This is a genomic window from Citreicoccus inhibens (genome assembly GCF_019039035.1).
Lineage (GTDB): Bacteria > Myxococcota > Myxococcia > Myxococcales > Myxococcaceae > Citreicoccus > Citreicoccus inhibens.
Map to the genome: position 1 here is coordinate 65648 of NZ_JAHNZT010000032.1, position 25851 is coordinate 91498.

General features: G+C 68.8%; 22 protein-coding genes and 1 tRNA gene. 14 read left to right on the forward strand and 9 right to left on the reverse strand.

All coding sequences use genetic code 11. The annotated features are described in order from the left end of the window. Window positions 1–16: 16 nt before the first annotated feature. Window positions 17–1573 carry an MSCRAMM family protein gene (locus tag KRR26_RS28440; protein ID WP_328707228.1) on the reverse strand — a complete coding sequence of 519 codons (1557 nt, stop codon included), beginning with the start codon at window positions 1571–1573 and terminating at the stop codon, window positions 17–19. 295 nt (window positions 1574–1868) lie between these two features. On the opposite strand from KRR26_RS28440, the gene mglB reads away from it, so the two are divergent. The 12 genes from mglB to KRR26_RS28500 all read left to right on the forward strand — a co-directional run bounded on the left by mglB (window position 1869) and on the right by KRR26_RS28500 (window position 15963). Continuing rightward, a complete protein-coding gene (gene mglB, locus KRR26_RS28445) occupies window positions 1869–2348 on the forward strand; it encodes a gliding-motility regulator GTPase-activating protein MglB (RefSeq protein WP_002637270.1) in 480 nt (159 codons plus the stop codon). Window positions 2349–2359: 11 nt separating this feature from the next. Further along, window positions 2360–2947, forward strand: a complete 588-nt coding sequence (mglA, locus tag KRR26_RS28450; RefSeq protein WP_120209387.1) for a gliding-motility regulator Ras-like GTPase MglA — start codon at window positions 2360–2362, stop codon at window positions 2945–2947. Between the two features lie 100 nt (window positions 2948–3047). After that, entirely contained in the window at window positions 3048–3830 is a 783-nt protein-coding gene (locus KRR26_RS28455; RefSeq protein ID WP_120209423.1) for a dihydrolipoamide acetyltransferase, read from the forward strand. Between the two features lie 12 nt (window positions 3831–3842). Further along, window positions 3843–6254, forward strand: a complete 2412-nt coding sequence (locus KRR26_RS28460) for a tetratricopeptide repeat protein (RefSeq protein WP_217081319.1) — start codon at window positions 3843–3845, stop codon at window positions 6252–6254. A gap of 1 nt (window position 6255) precedes the next feature. Next, complete coding sequence (locus KRR26_RS28465) at window positions 6256–9600, forward strand: tetratricopeptide repeat protein (RefSeq protein ID WP_217081320.1); 3345 nt, start codon at window positions 6256–6258, stop codon at window positions 9598–9600. Between the two features lie 5 nt (window positions 9601–9605). Then, entirely contained in the window at window positions 9606–11084 is a 1479-nt protein-coding gene (locus KRR26_RS28470; protein WP_328707229.1) for a tetratricopeptide repeat protein, read from the forward strand. Between the two features lie 7 nt (window positions 11085–11091). Further along, window positions 11092–11367, forward strand: coding sequence for a hypothetical protein (locus tag KRR26_RS28475; protein WP_120209391.1), 276 nt, complete (start codon window positions 11092–11094; stop codon window positions 11365–11367). A gap of 3 nt (window positions 11368–11370) precedes the next feature. Next, window positions 11371–12717, forward strand: coding sequence for an AgmX/PglI C-terminal domain-containing protein (locus KRR26_RS28480; protein ID WP_120209392.1), 1347 nt, complete (start codon window positions 11371–11373; stop codon window positions 12715–12717). Between the two features lie 54 nt (window positions 12718–12771). Further along, on the forward strand, window positions 12772–13221 hold the full coding sequence (locus tag KRR26_RS28485) for a cyclic nucleotide-binding domain-containing protein (RefSeq protein WP_120209393.1): 450 nt from the start codon (window positions 12772–12774) through the stop codon (window positions 13219–13221). Between the two features lie 100 nt (window positions 13222–13321). Next, a complete protein-coding gene (locus tag KRR26_RS28490) occupies window positions 13322–13900 on the forward strand; it encodes a hypothetical protein (protein ID WP_120209394.1) in 579 nt (192 codons plus the stop codon). 163 nt (window positions 13901–14063) lie between these two features. Beyond that, window positions 14064–15335 carry a hypothetical protein gene (locus KRR26_RS28495; protein WP_120209424.1) on the forward strand — a complete coding sequence of 424 codons (1272 nt, stop codon included), beginning with the start codon at window positions 14064–14066 and terminating at the stop codon, window positions 15333–15335. Window positions 15336–15351: 16 nt separating this feature from the next. Further along, a complete protein-coding gene (locus tag KRR26_RS28500; protein WP_120209395.1) occupies window positions 15352–15963 on the forward strand; it encodes a polysaccharide biosynthesis/export family protein in 612 nt (203 codons plus the stop codon). Here KRR26_RS28500 and KRR26_RS28505 read toward each other — a convergent pair. The 6 genes from KRR26_RS28505 to KRR26_RS28530 all read right to left on the reverse strand — a co-directional run bounded on the left by KRR26_RS28505 (window position 15960) and on the right by KRR26_RS28530 (window position 22265). After that, the gene (locus tag KRR26_RS28505) at window positions 15960–16775 is read right to left on the reverse strand and encodes an inositol monophosphatase family protein (RefSeq protein WP_217081321.1); all 816 of its coding nucleotides are present in this window, start codon (window positions 16773–16775) and stop codon (window positions 15960–15962) included. The two genes, KRR26_RS28500 and KRR26_RS28505, sit on opposite strands and share 4 nt — an antisense overlap. Window positions 16776–16789: 14 nt before the next feature. Beyond that, window positions 16790–17347 carry a TlpA disulfide reductase family protein gene (locus tag KRR26_RS28510; RefSeq protein WP_120209396.1) on the reverse strand — a complete coding sequence of 186 codons (558 nt, stop codon included), beginning with the start codon at window positions 17345–17347 and terminating at the stop codon, window positions 16790–16792. A 1-nt stretch (window position 17348) separates the two neighbouring features. Beyond that, window positions 17349–18818 carry a UDP-N-acetylmuramate:L-alanyl-gamma-D-glutamyl-meso-diaminopimelate ligase gene (mpl, locus tag KRR26_RS28515; RefSeq protein WP_217081322.1) on the reverse strand — a complete coding sequence of 490 codons (1470 nt, stop codon included), beginning with the start codon at window positions 18816–18818 and terminating at the stop codon, window positions 17349–17351. Then, complete coding sequence (locus KRR26_RS28520; RefSeq protein WP_217081323.1) at window positions 18811–19986, reverse strand: serine hydrolase domain-containing protein; 1176 nt, start codon at window positions 19984–19986, stop codon at window positions 18811–18813. Before KRR26_RS28520 ends, mpl begins: the two co-directional genes overlap by 8 nt. Beyond that, the gene (locus KRR26_RS28525) at window positions 19983–20885 is read right to left on the reverse strand and encodes a S66 peptidase family protein (protein ID WP_217081324.1); all 903 of its coding nucleotides are present in this window, start codon (window positions 20883–20885) and stop codon (window positions 19983–19985) included. Before KRR26_RS28525 ends, KRR26_RS28520 begins: the two co-directional genes overlap by 4 nt. A gap of 372 nt (window positions 20886–21257) precedes the next feature. After that, entirely contained in the window at window positions 21258–22265 is a 1008-nt protein-coding gene (locus KRR26_RS28530) for an RsmB/NOP family class I SAM-dependent RNA methyltransferase (protein WP_236069287.1), read from the reverse strand. On the opposite strand from KRR26_RS28530, the gene KRR26_RS37035 reads away from it, so the two are divergent. Then, window positions 22245–22391 (forward strand): hypothetical protein, encoded by a 147-nt coding sequence (locus KRR26_RS37035; protein WP_236069289.1) that lies wholly within the window; start codon window positions 22245–22247, stop codon window positions 22389–22391. The genes KRR26_RS28530 and KRR26_RS37035 overlap by 21 nt on opposite strands. Window positions 22392–22594: 203 nt before the next feature. Continuing rightward, window positions 22595–22667, forward strand: a tRNA-Asn gene (locus KRR26_RS28535). A gap of 1070 nt (window positions 22668–23737) precedes the next feature. On the opposite strand, the gene KRR26_RS28540 is transcribed toward KRR26_RS28535, so the two are convergent. Next, window positions 23738–25489, reverse strand: a complete 1752-nt coding sequence (locus tag KRR26_RS28540) for a M48 family metalloprotease (protein WP_217081325.1) — start codon at window positions 25487–25489, stop codon at window positions 23738–23740. 4 nt (window positions 25490–25493) lie between these two features. Next, window positions 25494–25841: a hypothetical protein gene (locus KRR26_RS28545; RefSeq protein WP_217081326.1), complete on the reverse strand. Its 348-nt coding sequence runs from the start codon at window positions 25839–25841 to the stop codon at window positions 25494–25496. Window positions 25842–25851 lie beyond the last annotated feature (10 nt).

Here is a 25851-nt window from a genome sequence, read left to right on the forward strand (position 1 = left end):
AGGACGCGCGCGGAGTTCACCGGGCCCTCGGGAGGAGATCGACGTTGAAGATGGCCCGCTCGCCGTCACGCAGCGTGACGCTCTTGCTCTGGGGCCGATGCCCGGGCGCGGAGATGACGATGCGGTAGGTCCCGCCGCGCACTCGGACAGCGAAGGCGCCCGTCTTGTCGGCCCGCGTGCGCACGCGCGCCTGAGGAATCGAGAGCGTCGCGACCAGCGGACGGCCGCCCCGCGTGCTGCGCACCTGGCCCGTGAGGGTGGCCAGCTCGCCCGCCTTGCGCTCCACCGAGAGCGCCACGGCCAGCTCGGACTGCTGTCCCGCCACGATGACCGCCGCGTCCTCCATGGGACGGAAGCCGGGCACCACCACGGCCACCGACACCGGCCCCGGCGAGAGCCCCTCGATGCGCGCCTTGCCGGACACATCCGCGCGGGCCTTCACGGAGCCCACCGCCACGCGCGCATCCGGCAGAGGTGCCCCCGTCGCCGCATCCACCACCGTCACCCGCAGACTGCCCATCACCGGAGCGGGCTTCTGCGCTCGGACCTCCAACTCCGCCCGGCCGCCCGCCACCACCTGCGCGCGCGCCTCGGCCTCCTCATGGCCCTCCACCTGAACGCGCGCCAGCACCTCTCCCACCGGAAGCTCGGTCGCGTCCACCCGCCCGTCGGCATCCGCCACCACCGGCGCCCGGGCCTCGCCGTCCACGACGAGCGTCACCCGAGCGCCGGCGAGCGGCGCGCCCGTCGCCGCGTCCACCACCCGCAGCGCCAGCGCCCCGCGCGCATCGAGCACCGCCTCGGGCGCGGCCCGCGCAGGGGCCTCCGCCTCCCAGGTGAACTCCAGCGCCGCGCCCACCCGGCGCAGCCGCTGCTCGGAGCGCGTCACATCCCCGAGCGTCACGGTGTCGTGAACCTGCTGGAAGTCCAGCACCAGGGTGCCCGCCCAGCCGCGCGCGCGCGTCAGCGGCACCAACAGCGCGCCCCCCACCGCATAGCCCGAGGCCTGGGCCTTCGCGCCCGAGGCATCGCTCGCGGAAAGCGTCAGCGGCACCTCGCCGCGCCCCTCCAGCCGCAGGCCCGCAGGCAGAGGCACCAGCACGCGCCCCCCCACCAGCGCGGCGTGCCGGATGCCTCGCGCCAACTCGGGGGACTCCGCCCCAGCGAAGAGCGGCAGCTGCGAGTATCCATAGCCCGCCGCCACCTCCAACCGGACCGGCCCGAGCAGCGCGCGCACCCGAGGCCCCACCGACGCCCGCCACAGGCTGCCCCCCGTGACGCGCGCCCCCTCCGCCTTCAAGTCGAACGCCTCCCGCTGCACGCTCGCCCACGCCCCCAACCAGGAGCCGACCCACCCGGTCGCCTGCGCCGACACATCATTCGGCGTCATGCCGTCATAGGTGAGCCCCGGCCCTACATCGGACTGCTGGCCCTGGCGCAGCGAGAGCCCGTAACGGAGGCGGAGCGAGGCATGCTCCCCATCCCCCGAGGACTGCGCGAACGCAGCGGGGGTGATCGCGACGAGCGCGAGCAGGAGCGGGACGATGGCGGACGGGCGGCTCGGGCGAGGCAAGGCCCGGCGGAGTATAGAGAAGGCCGTGAACGCACCCAAACCCGAGGCACGAGGTAACCCCGTGTTCCTGGCCAGGACCCACCGGGCCGGGTGTGGGGCCTGGACTCCGTCCGGGCGCTCCGGTCCCGGATCCAGGAACCCGCACGGATCACGGCTGGCTTCTTGCTGGAGTGGAACTGCTTTGCTAAGCATGCCAACGGTCGGTAGCGCCTCGTCTAACCTCCGGGATTCACTCCAGAAACATCGGAGCGCCGCCGTGAGCGGGGCGAGCGAACGCTGAGGAGCGCATACGCCCATGGGCACGCAACTGGTGATGTACGAAGAGGAGTTCACCAAGATCAACGCGGTTTGCGACCGACTTACCAAGGACGCGAACGCGAAGGTCGTCTTCCTCGTCGACAAGAACGGCCAGCTCATCTCCTCGGCGGGCCAGACGCAGAACATCGACACGACCTCACTGGCGTCGCTGACTGCAGGCAATGTCGCGGCCATGGGGGGGCTCGCCAAGCTGATCGGGGAGAACGAGTTCCCCAACCAGTTCCATGAGGGAGCGAAGGACTCGCTCTACATGACCATTGTCGGCAGCAGGGTCGTGTTGGTTGTCATCTTCGACAACCGGACGAGCCTGGGTCTGGTTCGCCTGCGCATCAAGAAGGCCAGCGATGAGCTGACCAAGATCTTCGAGAGCCTGGTGAAGAAGACGGACAGCCCCGGAGCCGGTTCGCCGTTCGCCGAGATCTCCGACGACGATATCGACAACCTCTTCAGCGAGTAACCCGGGAAGCCATGTCCTTCATCAATTACTCATCCCGCGAAATCAACTGCAAGATTGTCTATTACGGGCCGGGACTCTGCGGGAAGACGACCAACCTTCAGTACATCTACAACAAGACCGCGGCGGACACGAAGGGCAAGCTCATCTCGCTCTCCACGGAGACGGATCGCACGCTCTTCTTCGACTTCCTGCCGCTGTCGCTCGGTGAGATTCGCGGCTTCAAGACGCGCTTCCACCTGTACACGGTGCCCGGTCAGGTCTTCTACGACGCCAGCCGCAAGCTCATCCTCAAGGGCGTGGACGGCGTGGTGTTCGTCGCCGACAGCCAGATCGAGCGCATGGAGGCCAACATGGAGTCGTTGGAGAACCTCCGCGTGAACCTGGCCGAGCAGGGCTACGACCTGAACAAGATTCCGTACGTCATGCAGTACAACAAGCGGGACCTCCCCAACGCGGTGACGGTGGAGGAGATGCGCAAGGCGCTCAACCCGCGCATGATTCCGGAATACCAGGCGGTGGCGCCCACGGGGGTCGGCGTGTTCGACACGCTCAAGGCGGTGGCCAAGCTGGTGCTTACCGAACTTCGTAAGGGCGGCTGATTCCTGGGAGGACGAGACATGCCCTCCCCTCCGGGCGACCCGCCGGAAAGGATGGTATGACCACATGCCGCCAGGCTGGGCCGCTTTCAGAGGTCGCACCGTGCGTGTCGCTTCCGCCTCCCTCCGTCTCCTCGCGCTCCTGAGCGCCACCCTGTGCGTGCCAGCGCTGGCGCAGGAGCCGGCCGCCTCGCCTCCCCCTGGCGCGGCGGCCCCGGCGGCAGCGCCCGCGACCTCCGCTCCGGCGCCAGCAGCAGCGGCTCCCGCGTCGGCGGTGGCCGCGCCGCAGACGGCGGACGAGGCCTTCAACACCCGCGTGAAGACGCTGGAGGAGCAGGTCGTCGACCTGAAGGAGAAGATCTACCGCTCCAAGGCGCGCCTGCTCTTGCTCCAGGAGACCGTGCTGGGAGGCGACCTCTCCATGGGCGCCCGCGCGGTCGTCATCCACAAGAACGAGATGGGCAACTCCTTCTTCCTGGAGTCCGTCGCGTACGCGCTGGACGGCGCGCCCATCTTCACCCAGGTGGACAGCAAGGGAGACCTCGACAAGCGCAAGGAGCTGGAGGTCTTCAACGGCCGCATCGTGCCGGGCCAGCATCAGATCGCCGTGCGGCTGGTGTACCGCGGCAACGGCTACGGCGTGTTCAACTACCTGGAAGGCTACAAGTTCAAGGTGCAATCCAGTTACACCTTCAACGCGGAGGCGGGAAAGGTGACCACCGTGAGCGTGGTGGGGCTGGAGAAGGGCGGCCTCACCACGGACATGAAGGATCGCCCGGCGGTGCGCTACGACCTGCAGGTCGCGCGCGATACCGCGAAGAAGGCGCCGCCTCCGGATACGTCCAGCCCTCCGGTGCCGGCGACCACCACCTCCGAGCCGAAGTAGGGGGCGCTCGTCGTGACCGCGTCGCTCCGCGCCCTCGCCCTCTCGGCCGCCCTCATGGGTCCCGCTGCCGCTTCCGCCGTGGACCGGCCCTACTCCGGCCCCTCGGCCACGCAGTTGGAGCAGGTGGAAGGACAGCTGCGAGGCGCCGAGGAGAACCTTCGCTTCGTGGAGACGCAGTTCACGCTGCGCCCCGAACCCAGCGACGAAGACTCGCGCACGCGCCGCTTCTCCGACGGAGAGATTCAGTACCTCCTCGGAGACTGGGCCGCCGCGTCCGTCCTCTTCTACGACCTCATCAGCGAGCCGCGCTTCAAGGCGAGCCCCCACTACGAGGACGCGCTCTTCTACCTGTCGGACTCGCTGTTCCAGCAGAAGAACTACATCGGCGCGCGCGTGTACCTGCGCGAGCTGCTGTCGCGGCCCTCGCTCTCCGTCGCGCGCTTCAAGGACGCCCTCTCGCGCTTCCTCGCGGTGGCCGGGCGCCTGAATCAGTACGACGGCATCGACGGCTACGTGGAGCAGGCGCGCAAGCTGTCCGGTGGCCAGCTCACGCCCGACATCGCGTACATCTACGCGCGCTGGACCTTCAAGCGCTCGGACCTGCCGGACGCGGAGCGCTTCGCCCGCGCCCGCGAGGCGTTCACGCCCCTGGCCCAGACACCCGGACCGTTCCGCGCGCAGGCCGTGTACCACCTGGGCGTGGTGGCCGTGCAGGCCGGAGACTTCCCAGCCGCCATCGGGTGGTTCCAGCAGCTGTTGCCCGCGCCGCCCGCCGCGCCGGGGAAACAGCCCGCCGAGCCCCCCGCCGCGCCGCTGGTATCCTCCAACATGGCGGACGCGGACGCCCGGCGCATCCATGACCTGGCCCTCTTGTCGCTGGGGCGGCTGCTCTATGAGTCCGGCCGCTACGACGACGCGTTGGATCGCTACGGGCAGGTGCCACGCGACAGCGAGTCGTTCCCGGAGTCCCTCTACGAGATCGCCTGGACGCACGTGCGCAAGGGCGACTTCCAGAAGGCGAAGGACGCCACGGACATCCTGCTCCTGGTGGCGCCCGACTCGCAGCTCGCGCCCGAGGCGCAGATTCTCCAGGGCACGCTGCTCCAGAAGCTGCACAAGTACAGCCAGGCGCTGGAGACCTATGACGGTGTGGTCAGCACCTATGCCCCCGTGCGCGACCAGATGGACGCGCTGCTGCGCGTGAACCACGACCCGGTCTCCTACTTCGACAACCTGCTCGCGCGCGGCGACCGCTTGATGGATGTGAACGCGCTCTTGCCCCCGCTGGCGCTCAAGTACGCCTCCACGCAGAAGGAAGTGGCGGGCGCGCTCCGGATGGTGAGCGACATCGACAGCGGCCGGAAGGGCGCGGGCGAGGCCCAGGCCATCGCGGACCGCATCCTCTCGGCGCTCGACTCCCGCGGCCTGGAGACGTTCCCCGAACTTCAGGAAGGCTACACGCGCGCGGACGCGGTGGAGACCGCGCTCACGCACGCCGAGCAGTCGCTGGTGCAGTTGGAGTCCTCGCTGGTGGAGGGCCGGTTGACCCACGAAGAGCAGCAGCGCCTCGCCGCCGCCCGCTCCGAGCGCGAGGCCCTGCGCGTGCGCTTCGCCTCGCTGCCCACCACGCAGAAGGAGCTGGAGGAGCGGCGCCGGCGCATGCAGTCCCGCGTGGACGAGGTGGACCGCGAGGCCTTCCGGCTCGGCTACGAGCTGCAGAGCCTCAACGCCATCGCCATGGCGGTGCGCAAGTGGGTGGACGACACGCGCCGCGACCGCAAGACGTCCCCCGATGAGGAGCGCGAGTTCCTCGTCCAGCTCCAAGGTGAGGCGGAGACCCTGTCCGAGCTGAAGTCGGACCTGGACAAGACTCGCCGCCAGTTGGCGGATGAGCGCAACTCGGTGGACACGTCCCTGGCTGGCGAGGCCACCATCCGCACCCGCTACGCCGCAGCGCTCGTGCGCGAGCACGACCTGCTCATCGTCGGAGAGGGGCGGCTGCCCGAGGACAGCGCCCGCGCCATCCTCCGCGCCCACGAGGTGCGCAACCGCGCCAATGCCCTGCGCGTGCGCGTGGCGGCCGCCAAAGAAGTGCTGCACGCGCAGCTCCAGCGACGCGGGCGCGAGATTCGCGACAAGGTGCTGGCCGAGCAGGCCCTGCTGCAACAGTACGAGGCCGAGGTCACCACCGTGTCCGGCGACGCGCGCAACCTGGTGGGGCGCATCGCGTACGACAGCTTCCGCCGCGTGCGTCAGCAGTTCTATGACCTGGTGCTGAAGGCGGACGTGGGCGTGGTGGACGTGGCCTTCAACCGCAAGCAGGACAACACCACGCGCATCCAGGACGTGTCGCAGCAGAAGGACGAGGCGCTGCGCGCGCTCGACTCCGAGTTCAAGGGCGTGCTGTCCGAAGGGGGCCAGTGACATGCGGCGCCCCGTCCTCACCGCCCTGCTCTGCCTGGCACCTTGGGCCAGTCTGGCCCAGGCCCAGGCCCCCGAGGCACCGCAGGGCCAGCAGTACCTGGAGGGCCTCGGGCACACCGCCGAGCAAGAGGCGGTGCTCCAGGAAGTCAGCCGTGCGATGCGCGCGTACGAGGAGGAGTCGCGCCAGTTCCACCACGAAGTGCAGCTCCTGGTGGAGCGCAAGTACGAGCAGAAGCGCGGCGCGCTGGTGGCCACGTACGAGAAGACGCTGGCTGACCTGGAGTCACAGGAGCGCCGCGAGCGGCTGGACGCCATCGCGCGCTTCGAGGAGTTCCTCCGTCGCTACCCGAACGAGCCGCGCTACACGCCGGACGTGATGTTCCGGCTCGCGGAGCTGTACTACGAGCGCTCGTCGGACACGCAGCTGCTCGCCATGCGGGACTACGAGGAGCGGCTGAAGGCCATGCCGGAGGACTCGCAGGTGGAGACCCCGCCCGAGCCCGACGTGGACTACGGCCCCTCCATCGCGCTCTACCGTGACCTGCTCAAGCGCTTCCCGGACTACCGGCTCAACGACGGCGCCTCGTACCTCCTGGGCTACTGCCTGGAGAAGGAGAACCAGTTCGAGGAGAGCCGCTCCGCGTACCAGGAGCTCATCGCGCGTTATCCGAAGAGCCGGTTCGCGACCGAGGCGCACGTGCGCATCGGCGAGTACTGGTTCGACAACTACGTGGACCCGGACGCGCTTCCCAAGGCGGCGGAGGCCTACAAGGCCGCGGTGAGCGACAAGGACCACCCGCTCTACGACAAGGCGCTCTACAAGCTCGGCTGGACGTACTACCGCATGGACCGCTTCGACGAGGCGGTGGATGCGTTCCTCACGCTCGCGGACTTCTACGAGGCCCAGAAGCAGGCCCAGGGTGACGAAGCGGGCGGCGGCGACCTGCGCGAGGAGGCGCTCCAGTACGTGGCCGTCTCGCTGGCGGACGAGAACTGGGGGGGCCTCGCCAAGGCCCAGGCCCTGTTCGCGCAGCGCGGCCCTCGGCCCTACGAGGCGGACATCTACCGCCGCCTCGGCAACGTCTACTTCGACCAGACGCACCACGCGGCGGCCATCGAGGCGTACCAGCTCGTGCTGAGCAAGGACCCGATGGCGAAGGATGCGCCGCAGCTCCAGCAGCGCATCGTCCAGGCGTATGAGCGGGACCGGAAGCTCGACGAGTCCTTCGCGGCCTCGGAGCAGCTCGCCACGCGCTACCAGCCCGGCAGCGAGTGGTACGCGAAGAACAAGGGCGACCCGGAGGCGCTCTCCAACGCGAACGCGCTGGCGGAGAAGAGCCTCTACTCGTCCGCCATCTACCACCACCAGCAGGCACTGGTGTTCAAGAAGGAGGGCCGCTTCGACGAGGCCAAGGCGGGCTTCGAGGTCGCGGCCCGCGCGTACGGCGCCTACCTGGAGCGCTTCGGGCACAGCAAGAGCGCGTACGAGATGCGCTTCTATTACGCGGACTGCCTCTACTACTCGTTCCAGTTCGCCCCGGCCGCGGAGAACTACGCGCAGGTGCGCGACTCGGGGATGGACGAGAAGTACCGCAAGGACGCGGCGCTCAGCACGGTGCTGGCGTGGCAGCAGCAGCTCGCGCAAGAGGTGAAGGCGGGCACCACGCCAGACCTCAAGCCGCTGCGCTCCACCGAGCGCCCCGCGGGTGAGACCGTCAAGCCGCTGGCGTTCTCCGCCACCGAGCACAAGCTGGTGGAGGCCTCGGACAAGTACGTGGCCCTGTTGCCCCGCGAGGACAAGGCCCCGGGCATCGCCTACAAGACGGCCGAGCTGTACTACTCGCACAACGAGTTCCCCGAGGCCCGCCGGCGCTTCGAGGACATCGTGAAGCAGTACCCGAAGCACGAGGTGGCCAAGTACTCCACCAACCTCATCGTCGAGACGTTCCTCATCGACAAGGATTGGCGCAGCGTGGAGGAGGTCAGCGCGCGGCTGGCCAGCAACACGCAGGTCATCGACCCGTCCAGTGAACTCTACAAGGACCTCGTGAAGTTCAAGCTCGCCGGCCGCTTCAAGCTGGCGGATCAACTCCTGGCCGAGGGCAAGAACGACGAGGCCGCGCAGAAATACATCGCGCTGGTGAACGAGGAGCCCCGTCACGAGTTCGCCGACAAGGCGCTCAACAACGCGGCGGTCGCCTACGAGAACACGCGCCGCTTCGACTCGGCCCTGAAGCTGTACGAGCGCATCTACCGCGAGTACCCGAAGTCCACGCTGGCCGATGCGGCCCTCTTCCGCGTGGCCGTCAACGCGGAGAACTCGTACGACTTCGACAAGGCCGTGGCCAGCTACACGAAGCTGGTGAAGGACTACCCGGCCTCCAAGGACCGCGAGGCGGCGCTGTTCAACTCCGCGCGCCTGCTCGAAGGCCAGCAGCGCTACCCCGAGGCCGCCGCGGCCTTCATGCGCTACGCGGACCTGTTCCCCACCACCGAGGATGCGCCCAAGAACCAGTACCGCGCGGCGCTCATCCTGGAGAAGCAGGGCGACGCACGCGGCGAGGTGCGCGCGCTGGAGGAGTTCGTCCGCAAGTTCGCCAGCAAGCCCGGTCAGGTGGAGCTGGTGGTGGACGCGCGCCGACGCATGGGCGACGCCTGGAAGAAGCTCGGCAACGAGCGCGAGGCGCAGCGGGAGTACGGCGCGGCGGCAGACGAGTTCGACCGGCGCAAGCTCAAGCCGGACGAGCACCCGCTCGCCGCGGACGCCGCGGCCTACGGCCGCTTCCAACAGGCCGAGGTGGAGTTCCAGAAGTTCGACAAGCTGCGCATCGGCGGCAAGGGCAAGGCGCTGGAGCGCAGCTTCACCAGCAAGCGCGCCGCGGTGAAGTCCGTGAATGACGCCTACGCGCGCGTCTATCCCTACAAGCGCCTGGAGTGGACGCTGGCCGCGCTCTATCGCCGCGGCAACGCGCTGGAGCGCTTCGCCAACACCATCGTCGAGACGCCCGTGCCCCCCGACGTGAAGCGGCTCGGCGACGAGGCCGTGGTGGCCTACCAGGACCTGCTGGCGCAGCAGACCGCGACGCTGGAGGACGCGGCCGTGGAGAGCTACGCCGCCACGCTCCAGGAGGCACGCAAGAGCCGCATCACCAACGAGTGGACGCGGCGCACGCTGGAGGCGCTCAACCGGTTCCGCCCCAAGGAGTACCCGGTGCTCAAGGAGCCCAAGCAGGCCCTCGCCGCCGAGGCCGTCTATCCGGACGGGCTGGTGGGCAGCGTGACGGGGCCCGCCGTGCGCGCCCCCGCGCCGGAGAGCCCGAAGCTGAGCGGCGGAGGCGACAAGTGAGCCCCGTGCGGACGACCTCCCTGGGCGCGAGCGTGGTCCTCGCGGCGGCGCTGGGCCTTGTGTTGGGCGCGTGCGCCTCCGGTCCCAAGCCGCGCCCTGAAGCCCCCGTGACGGCGGCGGCGAGCGCCGACGGCGGCGTCTCGGTGGACGCGGGCGTCTCGGAGAAGCCCGCCGCGCCCCCTCCGGCCCCAGCCCCCACCAGCGGCGCCCAGAAGGACTTCCTGCGCGCGGTGGAGATCGCCCGCCGAGGTGAGCTGACCGCGGCGGAGACCGCGCTCAAGGCCCTGCTCGACCACGAGCCGAAGCTCGACTACGCGTGGACCAACCTGGGCATCGTGCAGGAGCGGCAGGGCCGCGCGGATGAGGCCGAGCGCTCCTATCGCAAGGCCCTGGCCCTGATGCCCGAGCAGGAGGCGGCGTGGGATTGCCTCGCGCGCCTCTATGTCCGCACGAACCGTGCGGTGAAGCTGGAGGCCGAGCTGCGCGACGCGCTGAAGGCCCGCGAGGACTCGGTGGCGCTGCACACCGCGCTCGCCTTCGTGCTGCTCCAGGAGAAGAAGCACGAGACCGCCGCCAACGAGGCCAAGCGCGCGCTCAAGGGTGACGAGCGCCACGTGCGCGCCATGCAGGTGCTGGCCCAGGTGTACTACCGCGAGGGCAAGTTCGAGCTGGCGCGCATGGTGCTGGAGAACGCGCGCGCCATCGACGCGGACGACGCGGCGACCCACAACGCGCTCGGGCTGGTGCACCTGGTGCTCAAGGCACGGCCCCAGGCCCTGGAGAGCTTCAAGCTGGCCGCCCAGCTGCGCCCCGACTTCGCCGAGGCGCGCAACAACTACGGGGCGATGCTCAACGAGGCCCAGGACTACCCAGCCGCCGTCACCGAACTGGAGGCCGCCGTGCGCGCCGCGCCGGACTTCGCCTCCGCGCGCCTCAACCTGGGCAACGCGTACCGGGGCCAGGGCGACTTCGCTCGGGCACAGGCCGAGTACGAGCAGGTCCTCAAGCTCCAGCCGAGCCTGGTGGACCCGTACTTCAACCTCGCCATCCTGTACCTGGACCTGGAGCCGCAGGGACTGGACACGCTGGAGCGATACCAGAAGTCCATCGCGTACTTCGAGCAGTACAAGTCCCGGGGCGGCGGCGATGACCGCGTCGAGCAGTACCTGAAGGACGCGCGCAAGGGCATCGAGAAGGAAGAGCGCCGCCGCGAGCGGGAGCGCAAGGACCAGCTGCGCAAGGCCGCGGACCAGGAGAAGGCGGACCGCCAGAAGGCGGCGGCGGACAAGCAGGCGGCGGCGGACAAGCAGGCAGCGGCGGACAAGCAGGGCCAGACGGACAAGGCGGCCCCGGTCGCGCCCGCCCCCGAAGCGAAGCCCTCGAAGCCGCCCCGCTCGAAACGTTCACCCGCGGCGAGCGCCGCCCCCCGGTCCCCTGCCCCCGCGGCACCGGCCTCGGGTAAGCTGGCGACTGACGGAAAATAGGACGCCCATGCGCACCGCCCTGCCCCTGCTCATGCTGCTCGCCTCCGCGCCCGTGCTGGCGCAGGACAAGGCCGCGCCATCGTCCGGCGCACCCGCGAGCACGGCCCCGGCCAAGAAGGCCCGCAAGGTCATCCGCCTGGAGGCCATCGCCGTCGAGGGCCGCATCCAGAAGCCGCAGGCCTTCTACATCCTCCAGCGTTCCAACCTGAGCTTTGACGACCTGAACCGCACGGAGAGCTTCGTGCCCAAGGTCGTCAAGAGCGTGGAACAGGACCCCTTCTAGTCCATGGCCTCCTCTCCGCAGAACAAGCTGCTCCGCGTCGGCGTCATCCAGGACGGCCGCATCGTCGAGGAGCACCACGTCCGGCGCGACACGGTCACCATCGGCAACGATGCGCGCAACACCATCGTCCTGCCCGCCGCGGAGGACCGTCCCTCGCGCTTCCCCCTGCTGGAGAACCAGAACCAGCAGTACCAGCTCGTCTTCGACGAGACGATGGACGGCCGCGTCAACCTGGGTTCCTCGGACGTGGACTTCCACGCCCTGCGCAACCAGGGCCTGGCCACCCGCCGCGGCAACCTCTACGTGCTGCCGCTCCAGGAGAGCGCGCGCGGCAAGGTGGAGCTGGGCGACGCCACCGTCTTCTTCCAGTTCGTCTCGCCGCCGCCCGAGGAGGCCCGTCCCACCCTCCCTCCGGACGTGAAGGGCAGCGCCTGGAAGACGATGGACCGCCTGTTCTTCGGCATCCTGGCGGCCTCGCTCCTCATCCATTTCACCGGCGCCGCGGTCATCCTGGCGACGCCGCCTCCCGAGGAGCGCGAGCTGGCGTTGGACCAGCTCGAGGACCGCTTCGTGCGCGCCATCATCCCCCCGGCGCCGCCGCAGCAGGAGAAGCCCGCGGAGACCGGGCCGGCCGAGGCCAAGGAGGACGCGCACAAGGACGAGCCCAAGAAGGACGCCGCCGCGGAGAAGCCCGCGGAGACGCGCTCGCCCGGGGACGCCGCCGAGCACCGCAAGCAGGTGGAGCAGAAGGTGGCCGGAAAGGGCCTGCTCAAGATTCTCGGCTCCGCGAGCAGCGGCGGCGCGGGCGCGTTCGCGGACGTGCTGGGCGGCAGCGCGGGCGGTGGTGACGTGGCGCAGGCCCTGGCGGGAGCGGGCGGCGTGGGCGTGGCCACCGAGGCCAGCGTGGGCAGCGTCGGGCAGCGCGGCGGCGGCTCCGGCAAGGTGACGAGCATCGGCGAGGTGGGCACGCAGGGCGGCGGCAAGGTGGACCTGGGCGCCAAGCAGGAGGCCAAGGTCGAGGGCCGCGTGAAGGACTCGGCGCCCGAGGTGGACAGCTCCAGCGTGGACCGCGACGCGCTGGCCCGCTACGTGAAGCAGCGCCTGAAGGCCATCCAGAACTGCTACGAGAAGGAGCTCAAGCGCAACCCGAGCCTCAAGGGCAAGGTGGTGGTGCGCTTCAGCATCAAGCCCTCCGGGCGCGCGGGCGACATCGATGTCGAGGAGAACACATTGAGCAACGACGCGGTGGGCAGCTGCATCCGCGCCGTCATCCGCACCTGGGTGTTTCCTTTCAAACCGGCTGACGACGTGACTGTCGCCTATCCGTTCGTCTTCAGCCCGGCGGGTTAGGCTCCATGCGCTGCGCGGCCGGCACCTGCCGGCGCGTGGCCCCGCGGGGGGCGCATGGAGAAGCTGTCCGTCATCGCCACTTCACCCCTCTTCGAGATGCTCGCGCCCACCGAGCTGGCCCACCTGGCCGAGCTGGCCCGGGTGCACCGCTACGCCCCCGGCGACACCGTCTTCGAGGAGGGCGCCCTGGGCGACAGCCTCTTCGTCATCATCCACGGCGAAGTGGAGGTGGTGCGGCGCGGACCTCGGGACGCGGCGGTGCACTCGCTCTGCGTCCTGGGGCCCACGGACTTCTTCGGAGAGATGGGCCTCATCGACCAGGAGCACCGCTCCGCCACCGTGCGGGCGCGAAGCGCGGCGGAGCTGCTCCAGCTCACCGCGCAGGACCTGCGCGCCTTCCGCCGGGCGCACGGAGACGGCTTCACCTATGTCGTCGTGAACATCGCCCGGAGGCTGTCCGCCCGGCTGCGCGAGGCGAACGCCCGCCTGGTGTCTCGGGAATGACGTCGCCCTCCCCCGCGGCCGTGGCGTCCGTTGACACCCCCCACCCTTGCTTCTACGCTCGAAGTGCAAGGATTTTCGGGCCTTTGCCCTCGTGAGGCGCATGAACACCCTCGGAATGTTCGCCGCCGTCGTGGTCAGCAGCATGGCCATCGCGCAGGCCCCGCCCGCGCCCCCAGGGCCAGCCCCCGTCCCGCGCCCCACCACGGCCGCCGCCGTGCTCGACAAGGCCAGCGAAGTACCGGACCCGGAGAAGCTCCAGCGCAGCAACCAGGCCCTGGGCGGCATGCGCGAGGTGCTCCGGCAGGTGCTCGAGAAGGTGGAAGAGGCCCGTCGCAGCAAGGACGTGGTGAAGCTCAACTGCGCGAACGAGAAGCTCACGCAAATCAAGGGCCTGCTGCGCATCTCCGAGCAGGCGGACGTGTCCCTCCAGGAGTCCATCTCCCGGCAAGAGGCCTCGTCCAGCGAGCACGAGTACACCAAGGTCATGATCGCCCAACAGAAGGTGGGCCAGCTGCGCGCCGAGGCGGAGGAGTGCATCGGCCAGCTCGCCTTCCGCACGGACGAGAACCTCTTCGTGGAAGTCGAGGAGCCCAACAACCTGCCCGGCGGCGACCCCACTCGCCCCCTGCCTCCCCAGGACATCGTCGTCAGACCTCCTCCCGCGAGCCCCGTTCGCTAGGATTTTCAATCACTTCGGGTGGCCCCTGGCCCTCCGGGCGAGTCCCCCGGGTGTCCCCAACACTTCTTTCGGCCCGTGAGGGGGTGCGTGCTATGACGCCATGGGTCGGAAGCACACTGGGCGGGAGCTGGCCGTCTTCCCGCCGGAGAAGTTGTCCGGAGCCATGAAGCTGCCTGGCAAAATCTGGGGAGGCATGGGTGCGCTGGCGCTTTGGACGGCGCTGTTGCCCGCGTCCGCCCTGGCGCAGCAGTCAGCCCCTCCCACCGGAGGCAACGGCTTCAAGGTCGGCGATGGCCGGCTGCACCCGTACTTCGACCTCGAGTCCCGCCTGGACAGCGGCATGGGGTACTTCCGCCCCGCTGGCGCGGACGTGCTGGACGGCAATGTGCTGTCACCCAAGCCCTCCAGCGAAGTGGCCCTGCACCTGCGGCCCGGCTTCCGGCTGGAGATGCCGTCGCCCTCGATGCCCATCAACCTCGCGGGCAACCTGGACTACGTGCTGTACACCGGCCTGATGACGGCCGGCTCCAGCGCCGCGTCGCACCTGGAAGGCGCGGCGGACCTGCTGGCGCGCTTCAACCCCGAGAGCCCCCTGTCCTTCGAGCTGGGCGATCAGCTCGCGCGCTCGGACCGCACCCGCACGGTGGCGGTGGGCGCCGGCGTGCTGAGCCTCTTCAACGAGGCGCGCGCCAAGGCGACGTGGCGGCCCGGTGGAGGGGCGCTGGAGATCTCCCCCTCGCTGGCGTACGCGGTGGAGTTCTTCAAGCCGCTGGGGGCCCTGGCGCCCACCGACTGCACGGACACCGTCTGCGACCCGGCCACCGCGGACCGCTTCGACTACAGCAACCTGCGCTTCGGGCTGGAGGGGCGCTGGCGCTTCCTGCCCAAGACAGCGGTGGTGGTGGACACCGGCCTGGACTCGCGCGGCTACTTCCACGACGACCAGAGCCCCTCGGCGCTGCTGCTGCACGGGCTGGTGGGCGTGGCGGGCCTCGTGTCCCCCAAAATCACCGTGACGGCCAAGGTGGGCTGGAAGCAGAACCTGTCAGCCGGCGGTGGCGGCGCGCTCGTCACGCAGCTCGAGGGCAACTACCTGTTCAGCCCCACGCTCACCTTCAAGGGCGGCTACCTGCGCACCCTGGAGCCCGTGGCCGCGTACGGCCTGTTCCGGGATGATCGCGGCTACGCGGAGGCGCGCGCCTTCATGGGCGGACGCCTGACACTGCACGCGGGCGCCTCGGTGGACTTCCTCCACTTCGCGGGCACGCGCAGCGACACGCTGGTGTCCCTGGACGCGGGCCCCGAGTACCTCTTCCGTCCGTGGCTGACCGGCGCGGCTGGCTACATGCTCAGCGCCCGGTCGTCCTCGGAGACGGGCGGCGGCATCAACTACACGCGCCACGAGGGATATGCTCGGCTGTCCGTGCTGTATTGAGGCCGTGCCGTCCCCGATGAGAACCCTTCGCTCCCTGCTGGCCCTCGCCGTCCTGGGCACCACGTCCGCGTGCCACACCGCCGCGCGCCCGCCCGCCCCGCCCACGCCGCCGCCGTCCGAGGCCACGCACACCGCCGAGGCCGGCGGAACGCTCGGCCCGGGTGACGTGGTGGAGGTGCGCGTCTTCCAGGAGCCGGACCACTCCGGCACGTGGCGCGTGTCCCCCGAGGGCACCATCGACTACCCGCTGTGCAACAAGGTCCCCTTGGAGGGCCGCACGTCCAGCGGCGCCGCGGACGCGCTCCAGGAGTGCCTGTCGCACTACCTGCGGCATCCGCAGGTGTCGGTACTCATCCGCGAGTACAACTCGCGCAAGGTCTTCGTCTTCGGCGAGGTGCAGAAGCCCGGCACGTTCCCCGTGGACGGGCGCATGTCCATCATCCAGGCCATCACCCTGGCCGGCGGCTTCACGAAGATGGCGGCGAAGAACAACACGCAGGTGACGCGGGTGGTGGACGGGCAGGAGCGGAAGATCCGCGTGCCGGTGGAGGACATTGGCGCCGGGCGGGAGAAGAACTTCCTCCTCCAGCCGGACGACATCGTCATGGTGCCGGAGAGCTTCTTCTAGGGCGGCGTCCAGCCGACCTCATCGAGGAAGCGCCGCGCCTCCGCCTGAAGCGTGGGCGCCAAGAGGGGCGCTCCGGCCATCACGTCCCCCCGGAGCACGTCGAAGGGCGCGCCGCTCAAGTGGGTGATGACGCCGCCCGCCTCCTGCACCAACAACGAGCCCGCCGCGATGTCCCACGGCTTGAGGCCGAACTCGAAGAAGCCGTCGAAGCGCCCCGCCGCCACGTACGCCAGGTCCAGCGCCGCGCTGCCGGTGCGCCGCATTCCCTGCGCGCGAATCACGAAGCGCGCGAACAGCCCCACCGGCCCGTCCGGGCGCTCGCGCACATCATACGGGAAGCCCGTGCACAGCAGCGCGTGCTCCAGCGTCGCGGTGGCGCTGGCTCGGAGCGGACGTGCGTTGAGCGTGGCGCCCTCGCCCCGCGCCGCGGAGAACAGCTCGTCGCGCATGGGGTCGTAGACGGCGCCCGCCACGACGCCCCCGGGGCCCTCCACCGCCACGCTCACGCAGAAGTGCGGCACGTGGTGCGAGTAGTTCGTGGTGCCATCCAGCGGATCCACCAACCAGCGCAGCCCGGTGGTCCCCTGCGTGGCCCCGCTCTCCTCCGCGAGGATGGCGTGGTGCGGATGACGCTCGCGCAGGAAGGCCAGCAGCACCTCCTCAGAGGCGCGGTCCGCGTCCGTCACCAGGTCGATGCCGCCCTTGAACTCGATGGTGCGCTCCCCGTGGAAGCGCTCCGCGAGGACGCGGCCGGCGAGCCGGGCGCCCTCCTCGGCCGTCCGCCGCAGGGCCGAGGGTGTCTCCGAAGCCATCACGCCTCCGATGCTCACCGCTTCGCGGGCTCGGCGAGCAGCTCTTCGATTTCCGTCTGGTAGAGCTGGAGGAAGTCCTCCGCGAAGCCCTCCCGGACGTGGCGCACCACGCCCCGACGATCAATCAGGAAGCTGGTGGGCATGACCCGGACCTTCAACGTGCGCTCGGCCACCTGCGCGTTGGCGTCCTGGAGGATGGGCAACGTCACCTTCGTCTCCTGGAGGAACGGAGCGATGGCGCGCGGGTCCTCGTCCACGTTGAGCGCGTACACCTTGAGCCCCTTGGGGCCGTACTCGCGGGCGAGCGCCTCGTAGGTAGGGAGCGCGTCGCGACACGGCTCGCACCAGGTGGCCCAGACGTCGAGCAGCACCACGTTCCCCCGCTCGCTGGCGAAGTCATAGGGCTCGCCACCGGGGTAGCGCGTCACGCGGAACGACAGGGGCGCGCCTGCACCGGACTGGCTGCCTTGCCCCGCCTCCTGCGTGCGGTCCGTCAGCGGAGGCATGGCCGGAGCCCTGGCGCAGCCTCCGAGCAGCAGGGCTCCCACCATCAGGGACACGACGTGCCGCATCTCAGGACTCCTTTCCGGCGCGAGCGCGCAGCGCGGCCAGCAGCTTGTCGATGAAGCCACCGAAGGCTCCATTGCTCATCACGAGGAGGACATCCCCTGGACGCGCCTCGCGAGCCACCCGTTCCACCAGCGTGGGCACGTCCGTGGCGCCGTCCGCGGCGATGCCTTGCTCCGACAACGCGCGCACGAGCCGAGGCACATCCAGTTCCTCGCCCACGGGCACCTTGTCGTGGCGCTCGGGCACCTTGAGGCTGGCGCGCGCGGCGCCGGTGAAGGCGTGCGCGTAGTCCTCCTGGTGGATGTTGCGGCGGCTGGTGTTCGAGCGGGGCTCGAAGATGGCCCACAGGCGCCGCTCTGGGTAACGGTGGCGGACGGCGAAGAGGGTCTCTCGCACGGCGGTGGGATGGTGGGCGAAGTCATCCACCACGAGCACGCCCTCCACCTCGGCGCGCACTTCCTGCCGGCGCTTGACGCCCGCGAAGGTGGCGAGCCCCTTGCGAATCTCGTCGAACGACAGGCCCAGGCCACGCGCGGCGGCGATGACGCTGAGCGCGTTCTCCACGTTGTGCAGGCCGCCCATGGGCAGCGTGGCCACGCCGAGCGACTGGCCGCGCTCCATCACCTCGAAGCGCGCGCCCTCCGGACCGAACGAGACACCGCGCGGCGTGTAGTCCGCGTCGGCGCCCTCCTTCGCGACGTACGTCACCACCGGCGCGGTGGCCCCCCGGGCGATGCGCACCGCGTTCGGGTACGCGGCGCAGACCACGAGCTGACCGTCGCGCGGGACGAGCCGCACGAACTTCTCGAAGGTGGCCTCGTAATGGGGCAGGTCGCGGAAGATGTCCGCGTGGTCGAACTCCACGCTCGTGACGATGGCCGTGCGCGGGCGGTAGTGGAGGAACTTGGAGCCCTTGTCCCAGTAGGCCGTGTCGTACTCGTCGCCCTCGACGACGAAGTGCGGCCCGTTGCCGACGCGGTAGTTGCCCGCATAGTTCTGCGTGACGCCGCCCACGAGGAAGGACGGGTCCTTGCCTGCCTCCACCAGCACATGGGCCATGAGCGAGGACGTCGTCGTCTTGCCGTGGGTGCCGGCCACGACCACGGAGTGTCGCCGCTCGAGGAACAGCGAGCCCAGCGCGGCGGGGAAGCTCATCTGGCGCAGGCCGCGCTCGCGCACGGCGGTGGCCTCGGGGTTCATCCGGCGGATGACGTTCCCGATGATGACGAGGTCCGGCCGCGCCGCGTCGAGGTTCTCAGGACGGTACGGCGTGAGGACGGGGATGCCCCACGCCTGGAGCATGTCGCTCATGGGCGGGTAGACGTTCTCGTCGCTGCCCGTGACATCGTAGCCGGCGGCCTTGAGCATGCCGCCGAAGGAGCCCATTCCGGTGCCCGCCACGCCCACCAGGTGGACGCGGCGCACGCTGGAGGGGTCGAGGGTATCGAGGACGTTGCCGTTGTCGTCAGCCATGCTTTCCCTGCTGGAGGTCGGAGAGTCCGAGCGCGTCCACGACGAGGTCGTGGAAGATGGGGCGGAAGTCGCGGATGCGCTGGTCCTGGCGACCATTCGCCACGCGGTTGGTGAGGAGCACCACCACCAACGAGCGGCGCAAGTCCACCCAGAGGCTGGTGCCCGTGAAGCCCAGGTGGCCCACCGCGCCCGGCGGCGTGTCCCCCAGGAACGTGCCCGCGCTGGAGATACCCGCCGAGGGCGAATCAAAGCCCATGGACCGAGTGCTGCCCGGGAGCAGCGGATCCGTCGCGAGCAGTCGGTGCCACAAGGGCCCCGGAGCGAGCACGGCGTTGCCCGAGCATCCCTCGAGGATGGCCTGCCCGAACCGAGCCACGTCCACCGCGGTGCCGAACAGCCCCGCGTGCCCTGCGACGCCATCCATCACCCAGGCGTTGTCATCATCGACCTCGCCGGGGCGAGTGAGCACGGACGGCACGTCCTTCCACATCGCCTCCTGGCCCGGAGCCGGCTCGCGGGGCCGCGTGGCCCCCGTCGGTGCGGTGGCTCCGTCCACGGGGAGGTCCGTGAGGCGGTGGAAGCGGGCGGAGAGGCCGAGCGGCTCCGCGACATATCGAGAGAAGAGCGTGTCGAGCGGCGCGCCCCCGGCCCGCGCGAGGATCTCTCCCAGGAGGATGAACCCCACGTCACTGTAAGCCGTCTGTGCGCGAGGCGCGGCGACGAGCGGCGTGGCGGCAGCGGCGGCGATGACCTCCTCGCGGACGCGCGCCCGGACGGACGCGGAACAGGCCGCATCGAGCAACTCCGGATGCGCGGTGATGGCGCGCGCGAAGAACGGCACGAAGGCCGGCAGTCCCGAGCGGTGGTACAGCAGATCCGCGACGGTGAGGCCCGCGTCGCCCGCGGGTGAGCCAGGGAAGTACCGGGACACGAGCGTCTCGGGCCCCACCTTGCCCTCGGTCCACAGGCGCAAGAAGAGCGAGGTCGTGCAGATGACCTTGGTGAGCGAAGCGAGGTCGAAGCGCGTCTCGCCCGTGGTCTTCCCGGAGACCCCTCCGAAGACCTGGGCGCCCCGGAGGAGCACCACGCACTGGGCCGAGGGGAAGAGGCCAAGCCCGACGGCCTCATCGAGCACCGTCTGGAGGTTCGCGAGGGGATGCGTGCTCATGAGGGGCTCACCGCGCCTTCGAGGAACGTGAGGCGAGCGGAGTCCGCGTCGAGCCGCACACGGGTCCCGAGCGCCACGGGATGGTTGATGGCCCCGTGCCCGATAGGGAAGCCCGCGGCACAAGGCAGACCCGCCTCGCGAGCCAGGTCCCGCAGCACATCCGCGCAGGAGTACGGGGCATCCTTCTCCTCGCAGGACGTGAAGTTCCCCAGGACGATGCCGCGAACCCGAGAGAAGACGCCCGCGAGCCGCAGGTGGGTCCACATGCGGTCGATGCGATACGGGCGCTCGGTGACATCCTCCAGGAGCAGCACGGAACCATCGAGTGGCGGCAGGTACGGAGTGCCAAGCAACCGCGAGAACACGGAGAGGTTGCCCCCCACGAGAGTGCCCTCGGCGCAGCCCGAGACATACGTGTCGGCGCCGGAGAGCGGGGGCGGAGCCTCGGGAGACTCGAGGAGCCGGACGAGCGCCGAGCGAACCTCGGAGGGCTGCTTCCCCAATTGGGTCAGCACGGGCCCGTGGATGGACACACGTCCCTGCGCCTGCAGAGCGCAGTGGACAGAAGTCAGGTCGGAGAAGCCAACGAAGGCAGAGGGGGCCGCATCCGCGAGCGGCAGCGCAGGCAGAAGGCGGGCACTGCCGTAGCCCCCCCGAGCGCAGAAGACAGCGCGAGCATCGCGATCGCGCAACGCCTGAGCCAACTCTTCCGAGCGACGAGAATCTTCGCCCGCCAGATACCGGTAGGAAGCGCCGAGGTCGGAGCGATGGACGGCGTGGTAGCGCTCGGAGAGGACCGCGAGGCCCGCCTCGAAGGCAGGGCGGTCGAACGGGCCAGCCGGGGCGACGACGTGAACGGTGTCGCGGGGGTGGAGCGGAAGGGGCTTGAGCCAGCGCACGGGCGCTTCATAGCACCGGGGGCACGGACCCAGCCCTGAATCCGGGAGGGCTGGCGCGAAGCGTTGAGTCCCCCGGTGGTCCAGCCCCGAACACAGCAACCGCCCGTCCCCTCCCCCACTGCCCCCCGGCTCCCCCGTGTGAAGGAGTCCCAGAACCCCATGGGCAAGCCATCTCGGCCCGACGTCGAGGAGCCCAGTGCCGCGAGTCCGCCCCCCAGCGTGGAGCACATGGTCGCCCCCCACAGGGCATCACCACCGTGCCCGAATGACGATGGCCCCGAGGCCGGGCGAGGGAAGGCCCTCGTCCGAACGTTGCTCAGGCAGTGCTCTCTGTCGGGAGGGGGCATGACGACCGCCGGGGCCCCTCCGGCTTTACGAGGCTGAGCGCTCCAGTACCGCCGCGAAGAAGCCGTCGGTGCCGTGGCGATGAGGCACGACGAACAAGCAACCATCGCGCAAGCAGTCTTCCGCGAGCCAACCCGCCCCCGGACGGACGAGGGAGAAGTCCGACTGGGACGCGAGGAAGTCTCGGACCTGGTCCCTGTTCTCCGCGTGATTGAGCGTGCACGTGGCGTAGACGAGCCGGCCGCCGGGGCGAACCAGAGCGGCGGCGCGAGCCAGGAGGTCGCGCTGGATGGGGACCCAGCGGGTCAGCACCTCGGGAGACAGGAGGAAGCGCAGGTCCGGCCCTCGGCGCAGGGCGCCCAGCTCCGAACAGGGCACGTCCACGAGCACGCGGTCGGCGCCAAGCCCCTCCTCCGGCGGCGAGCGAAGGAGCTGAACATGCTCCAGTCCCGCGCGGGAGGCCCGCTCCCGAAGCCGCTCCAGCCGAGCGAAATCGGGGTCATAGGCCAGCAGACGACCATGGTCCCCCATGGCGGCCCCGAGCATCAGGGTCTTCCCACCAGCCCCCGCGCACAGGTCGACGACGGTCTCGCCCGGGAGGGCCCCTACGAGGAGCCCCAGGAGCTGACTCCCCTCATCCTGGACCTCGAACAGCCCATCGCGAAGGGACTGGAGGCCGTAGAGATTGGGGCGGGGTCCGTCGATGTGGAGCGCAAGCGGGCTCCATGAGCCGGGGCGCGTGGCAACGCCCTCGGAGCGAAGGCGCTCGGCCAAGGCGTCGCGAGAGAGCCGGAGCGAATTCACCCGGAGGGTAATGGGTCCCGGGACATTGAGGTGGGCACAGAAGTCCTCGGCCTCAGGGCCAAGCTCCCGAGCAAAGTGGTCCGCCAGCCAGTCCGGGAGCGACGCCCGCAGCGCAAGCGAGGGAGGCTCCGCGAGTTGAAGGACGGGGGGAGGAGCAGCCCCCAATCCCGACCAGGAGGCAGCCTCTGCGTCAGAAACACCCGCGAGGCCATGGAGCAGCGCGAAGACCAGGAGCGAAGGAGGAGCGTCCTCTCGACCGAGGAGGAAGCCAAGGCGACGGCGCCACAGGCCGACATTGAAGACAGCTTCCTTGAGAGCCTGGCGCTGGTCCCGAGAGAGGTCGCGGTGGGCACGTAGGCAGCGGTCCACGACGCGCTCGGCGGGAGAGCCCGCGAGGACGAGGGCCACGGCGTCAGAGACGACGGGGGCGATGCCAGAGAGGGCGGCCCAGGGTTGGAGGCGAAGACGATCGAGCGGGCGAAACGGGACTGTTGACAGGGCGGGCTCCGTTCTCTAAATACCCGCTTCGTCACGGCGGCGCACTGCCGGGGCGAACATATTCCCCGATAGCTCAGCTGGTAGAGCGGGTGACTGTTAATCACCATGTCCGTGGTTCGAGTCCACGTCGGGGAGCTACTTGAAAGGCCCTACCAATCGGTAGGGCCTTTTTTGTTTAACACGGGCCTCGCGATGATATCGCGGGGCCTTCGTGTTTAAGCCCCTGAATTCCAAGGGATTTTGCCCAGCAGTGCTGAGAACGGCGCTCTGAGCCCGCTCCAACAGAGAGCAAGACGCCCCCGATTCTCCGCCGCCACGCGGCCTCGCTGGAGGCCCCTTTCGCCCAATCTGGGGAGAGAGAGGCCGAGAGCGTTTAACAGTTCTGTTAACCACCGCGGGCACCCGATTCTGACAATCCCTGGCTTTCGATGTCGTACCTTCCAGGGTTACGCCTCTTCCCTCTTTCAGAATGCCTAAACGAGCGACTTGTTAACCGAGAGCGCGAAAAAGGGCTTTCCGCTACTCGGTATTCTCGACTTCGCCGCGCGGCGCAGACTCTCCGAGACGATTCTCAGAACCTCTTGACCGAGTCCTCGGCACAGTCGCCCCGCCGCACCTCTCTGCTCTTGCCCACGCGCCGTAGCGGCCCCGCTGGGCCAGGACGGGCTGGGGTATGCGCTCGCGTTCGCCTTCCCCCACAGCTGAGCCGCCCAGGGGCCCTCGCAGAAACCCGCCGCAACCGCCACATGGCGGCCCGCTGATCCACGGAAGTGAGGCGCACCATGGGGATGGCGCATGTCCATCTCCCTGAACTCGCCATGGGAGGACAGCGAACGAAGGCCGCACCTGCGCGCAGGCCCGCCGAGGCTCCACGCTCTTTCCTTCCCTCCATCGGAAAGCCGCTCGTCCTCGCGCTACTTGATGGAATGGTGTTTCACCTGCCGCTGCTCGCCGTGGGTCCGTTTGGCCTACTACTCGGATGGCCCGGCAACGAGGTCCTCGTCCATCCGCACGCCGTCACTTCCTGGGAACCAGCATAAAACCTGAGCCGCAGACCAGCCGAGATGCCGAGCCGAAAGGGGGCGTACCTGCATATAAAACCCCTCCTACGATCTGAAGTCGTTGGGCGGTTCCTCTGGTCCTCGATAACCTCGGTGGGTTGGGGCACCCCAATGTCGGCGGCGACCATCTTGGCCCAATCCCGCTCACAGCTCATGCACAAGCGGTCCCGCCCGGAAGGGCTCCCTCCACAGCATGAACAGACAAACTGGCGGCATCAGTGGCGAGACCCCAGCAGCAGTCAGCCGACGTTCGTGCAAGTCGTGCCTCATCGACAAGAACTCTGGGAATCGGTCGAGTGCGTTACTGAGGGAGGACCGTGGCTCGAACAGCACATCGATACGCGATGCACTCTCCGCCTTTTCAATGAATGAGTATCGGTAGTGATCTACGGCGCTCTGCATCCAACGGGAGGCAGTCCACAAGAAGGCAAGCACAATAACCGTTCGCCAAGCCACCTCTCGCCAACCGATGGTTTGCGAGGCGAGCCCGCCAATTAGACATCCGAAAGCAACAAAGAGCGTCGCGACGGCGATTGCCCCCGCATACAGCAACCGGTCTACAAGTTGAAGATGGACCAACGCCTCCACTCTAAGCGAGTTATTCCCAACCTCTACAAACTGCTTCCAGTCTGCCCACGCAATACACGCGACGAGTGCGGCAACAATGGTTGCGGTGAGCACCAAGTTCATCGCTGCGCGTAGTAGTTGAAATAAGCCGGCGTCAGAGTCGTCGTGTGCAACCATGGCGCACTGGACCATGTAGACGAACGTGAAGCCGTAGCCTATGGACAAGAGCCCCAAGTACCGGTCAGGGGCCCGCACGTCCGCGAGGAGTCCGTTCTTTCCAAGTACAAAGCGAATGGAAACCAGGGTCACGGTAACAAGCATCGCGAGAATGCCGTCATAGCGCCCGCGCGTCGGGACAGCCGATCCTTCGGCGGAGCTTTTCACACGAGCATGCGGCTGCGGATGCCAAGCTCCTCCGCTGCGCATGGCATGCGCAGGCATTCCTCTCGAAGGGGCCTCGCCAAGCAGTGCTTGTAGGGCTCGATGGGCTGCCACACGATCGTCTGAGTGAGCGATCGCAAACGTGTCGGCCCAGAACTCCCTGCGGCGAACAATCTCGCGATAGCACATGCCCAGCAGGACTAACATGATCGCAGAGTAGCCTACAAGGAATGCCAACACTGTGGCGGGGGCTTGATGAGTGGTCGTGAGCTGGCCCCACTCGCGAGTATATCGGTATGGGAACATGTCCTGGTACAGCTCGACCACATTCGCGGTGTCGGCAAACGAGGCAATTGCGGCTTTCAGGGCGCATGCGATTGCAGCCGCAATCCCGATAGCCCGAGCAGTGTAGAGCAAAAGCGTGTCGTCGTGCTTGACGTGCGCGAGTTCGTGGTCGATGAGCACGCGGAACTGGCCGAGTTTCGCGCTATCAGCGCAGAGCAGCAGCGACTCGGCGCCACCTGTTAGCACGATGATGTGCTTGGACCCTTCGGGGCAAACAAAGCCGTCCACGACATTCCAGGTATTTGGCAAGCGCCGCACATCGATCTCGCCGACCGTCCCGAGCTGGGCTGCGCGACTAAGGACCCAGGCCGTCGTGCTCGCGTCCGCAGGAACGGGGCGGATGACGCGGCGCTGCCCCCCGATTACCACGGCAACGAGACTTGCTCGATGCAGCACCAAGTGCCTGATGACTAAGACGATGGCGATGAAAACTGCTAGGCTCGCGGGTACCGCGACGTAGTCAAGAACGGTCTCAAACCGGTGCAGGCCCGCGCGGCATTCGGGGCCGGCCGCTAGGAGCCAACCCAAAATCCACATTGTGGCGACGAAGCATCGCGTCGCGGCGCTCCTACTCTCGATGGCGAAGGCTCGCGCGAGCCGCACGATGCTACTCATCGTCTTGGATTGCGGCGACGATCTTCTTCGCTAGCTCCTCATCTTTAGCGTCTTCCGAGCCACGCTTCTTGCGGATGCGGTTGACCACATCCTTAACCAATAGCTTCCCAGCCTCCTTCAAGAGGTCCACCACCACCGGGATGACGATGGAGGAGACGAGCAGGTTGGTCAGCGCAGCATCCATCCCGTGGCTATGGTCCGTCCGCTCGGCGCCAGCCAACGGAACGCCCGGTGCTATTTCGAAATCCTTCCACATCGCATCGAGTGCCCGCGCCTCGTGTGGGGCGACATCCTTGATAACCCTTCGCACCACATCCTTTGCGGTCGTGGACTGGCTCATCGGTTCGCTC

Bases quoted from the DNA above. Each gene is read 5' to 3' on its own strand.
- KRR26_RS28510 (WP_120209396.1), bottom strand. From the start codon at position 17,347: ATGCGGCACGTCGTGTCCCTGATGGTGGGAGCCCTGCTGCTCGGAGGC.
- KRR26_RS28545 (WP_217081326.1), bottom strand. From the start codon at position 25,841: ATGAGCCAGTCCACGACCGCAAAGGATGTGGTGCGAAGGGTTATCAAG.
- KRR26_RS37035 (WP_236069289.1), top strand. From the start codon at position 22,245: ATGGAGCAGCGCGAAGACCAGGAGCGAAGGAGGAGCGTCCTCTCGACC.
- KRR26_RS28485 (WP_120209393.1), top strand. From the start codon at position 12,772: ATGGAGAAGCTGTCCGTCATCGCCACTTCACCCCTCTTCGAGATGCTC.
- KRR26_RS28475 (WP_120209391.1), top strand. From the start codon at position 11,092: ATGCGCACCGCCCTGCCCCTGCTCATGCTGCTCGCCTCCGCGCCCGTG.
- mglA (WP_120209387.1), top strand. From the start codon at position 2,360: ATGTCCTTCATCAATTACTCATCCCGCGAAATCAACTGCAAGATTGTC.
- KRR26_RS28490 (WP_120209394.1), top strand. From the start codon at position 13,322: ATGAACACCCTCGGAATGTTCGCCGCCGTCGTGGTCAGCAGCATGGCC.
- KRR26_RS28495 (WP_120209424.1), top strand. From the start codon at position 14,064: ATGAAGCTGCCTGGCAAAATCTGGGGAGGCATGGGTGCGCTGGCGCTT.
- KRR26_RS28505 (WP_217081321.1), bottom strand. From the start codon at position 16,775: ATGGCTTCGGAGACACCCTCGGCCCTGCGGCGGACGGCCGAGGAGGGC.
- mpl (WP_217081322.1), bottom strand. From the start codon at position 18,818: ATGGCTGACGACAACGGCAACGTCCTCGATACCCTCGACCCCTCCAGC.
- KRR26_RS28465 (WP_217081320.1), top strand. From the start codon at position 6,256: ATGCGGCGCCCCGTCCTCACCGCCCTGCTCTGCCTGGCACCTTGGGCC.
- KRR26_RS28480 (WP_120209392.1), top strand. From the start codon at position 11,371: ATGGCCTCCTCTCCGCAGAACAAGCTGCTCCGCGTCGGCGTCATCCAG.
- KRR26_RS28520 (WP_217081323.1), bottom strand. From the start codon at position 19,986: ATGAGCACGCATCCCCTCGCGAACCTCCAGACGGTGCTCGATGAGGCC.
- KRR26_RS28500 (WP_120209395.1), top strand. From the start codon at position 15,352: ATGAGAACCCTTCGCTCCCTGCTGGCCCTCGCCGTCCTGGGCACCACG.
- mglB (WP_002637270.1), top strand. From the start codon at position 1,869: ATGGGCACGCAACTGGTGATGTACGAAGAGGAGTTCACCAAGATCAAC.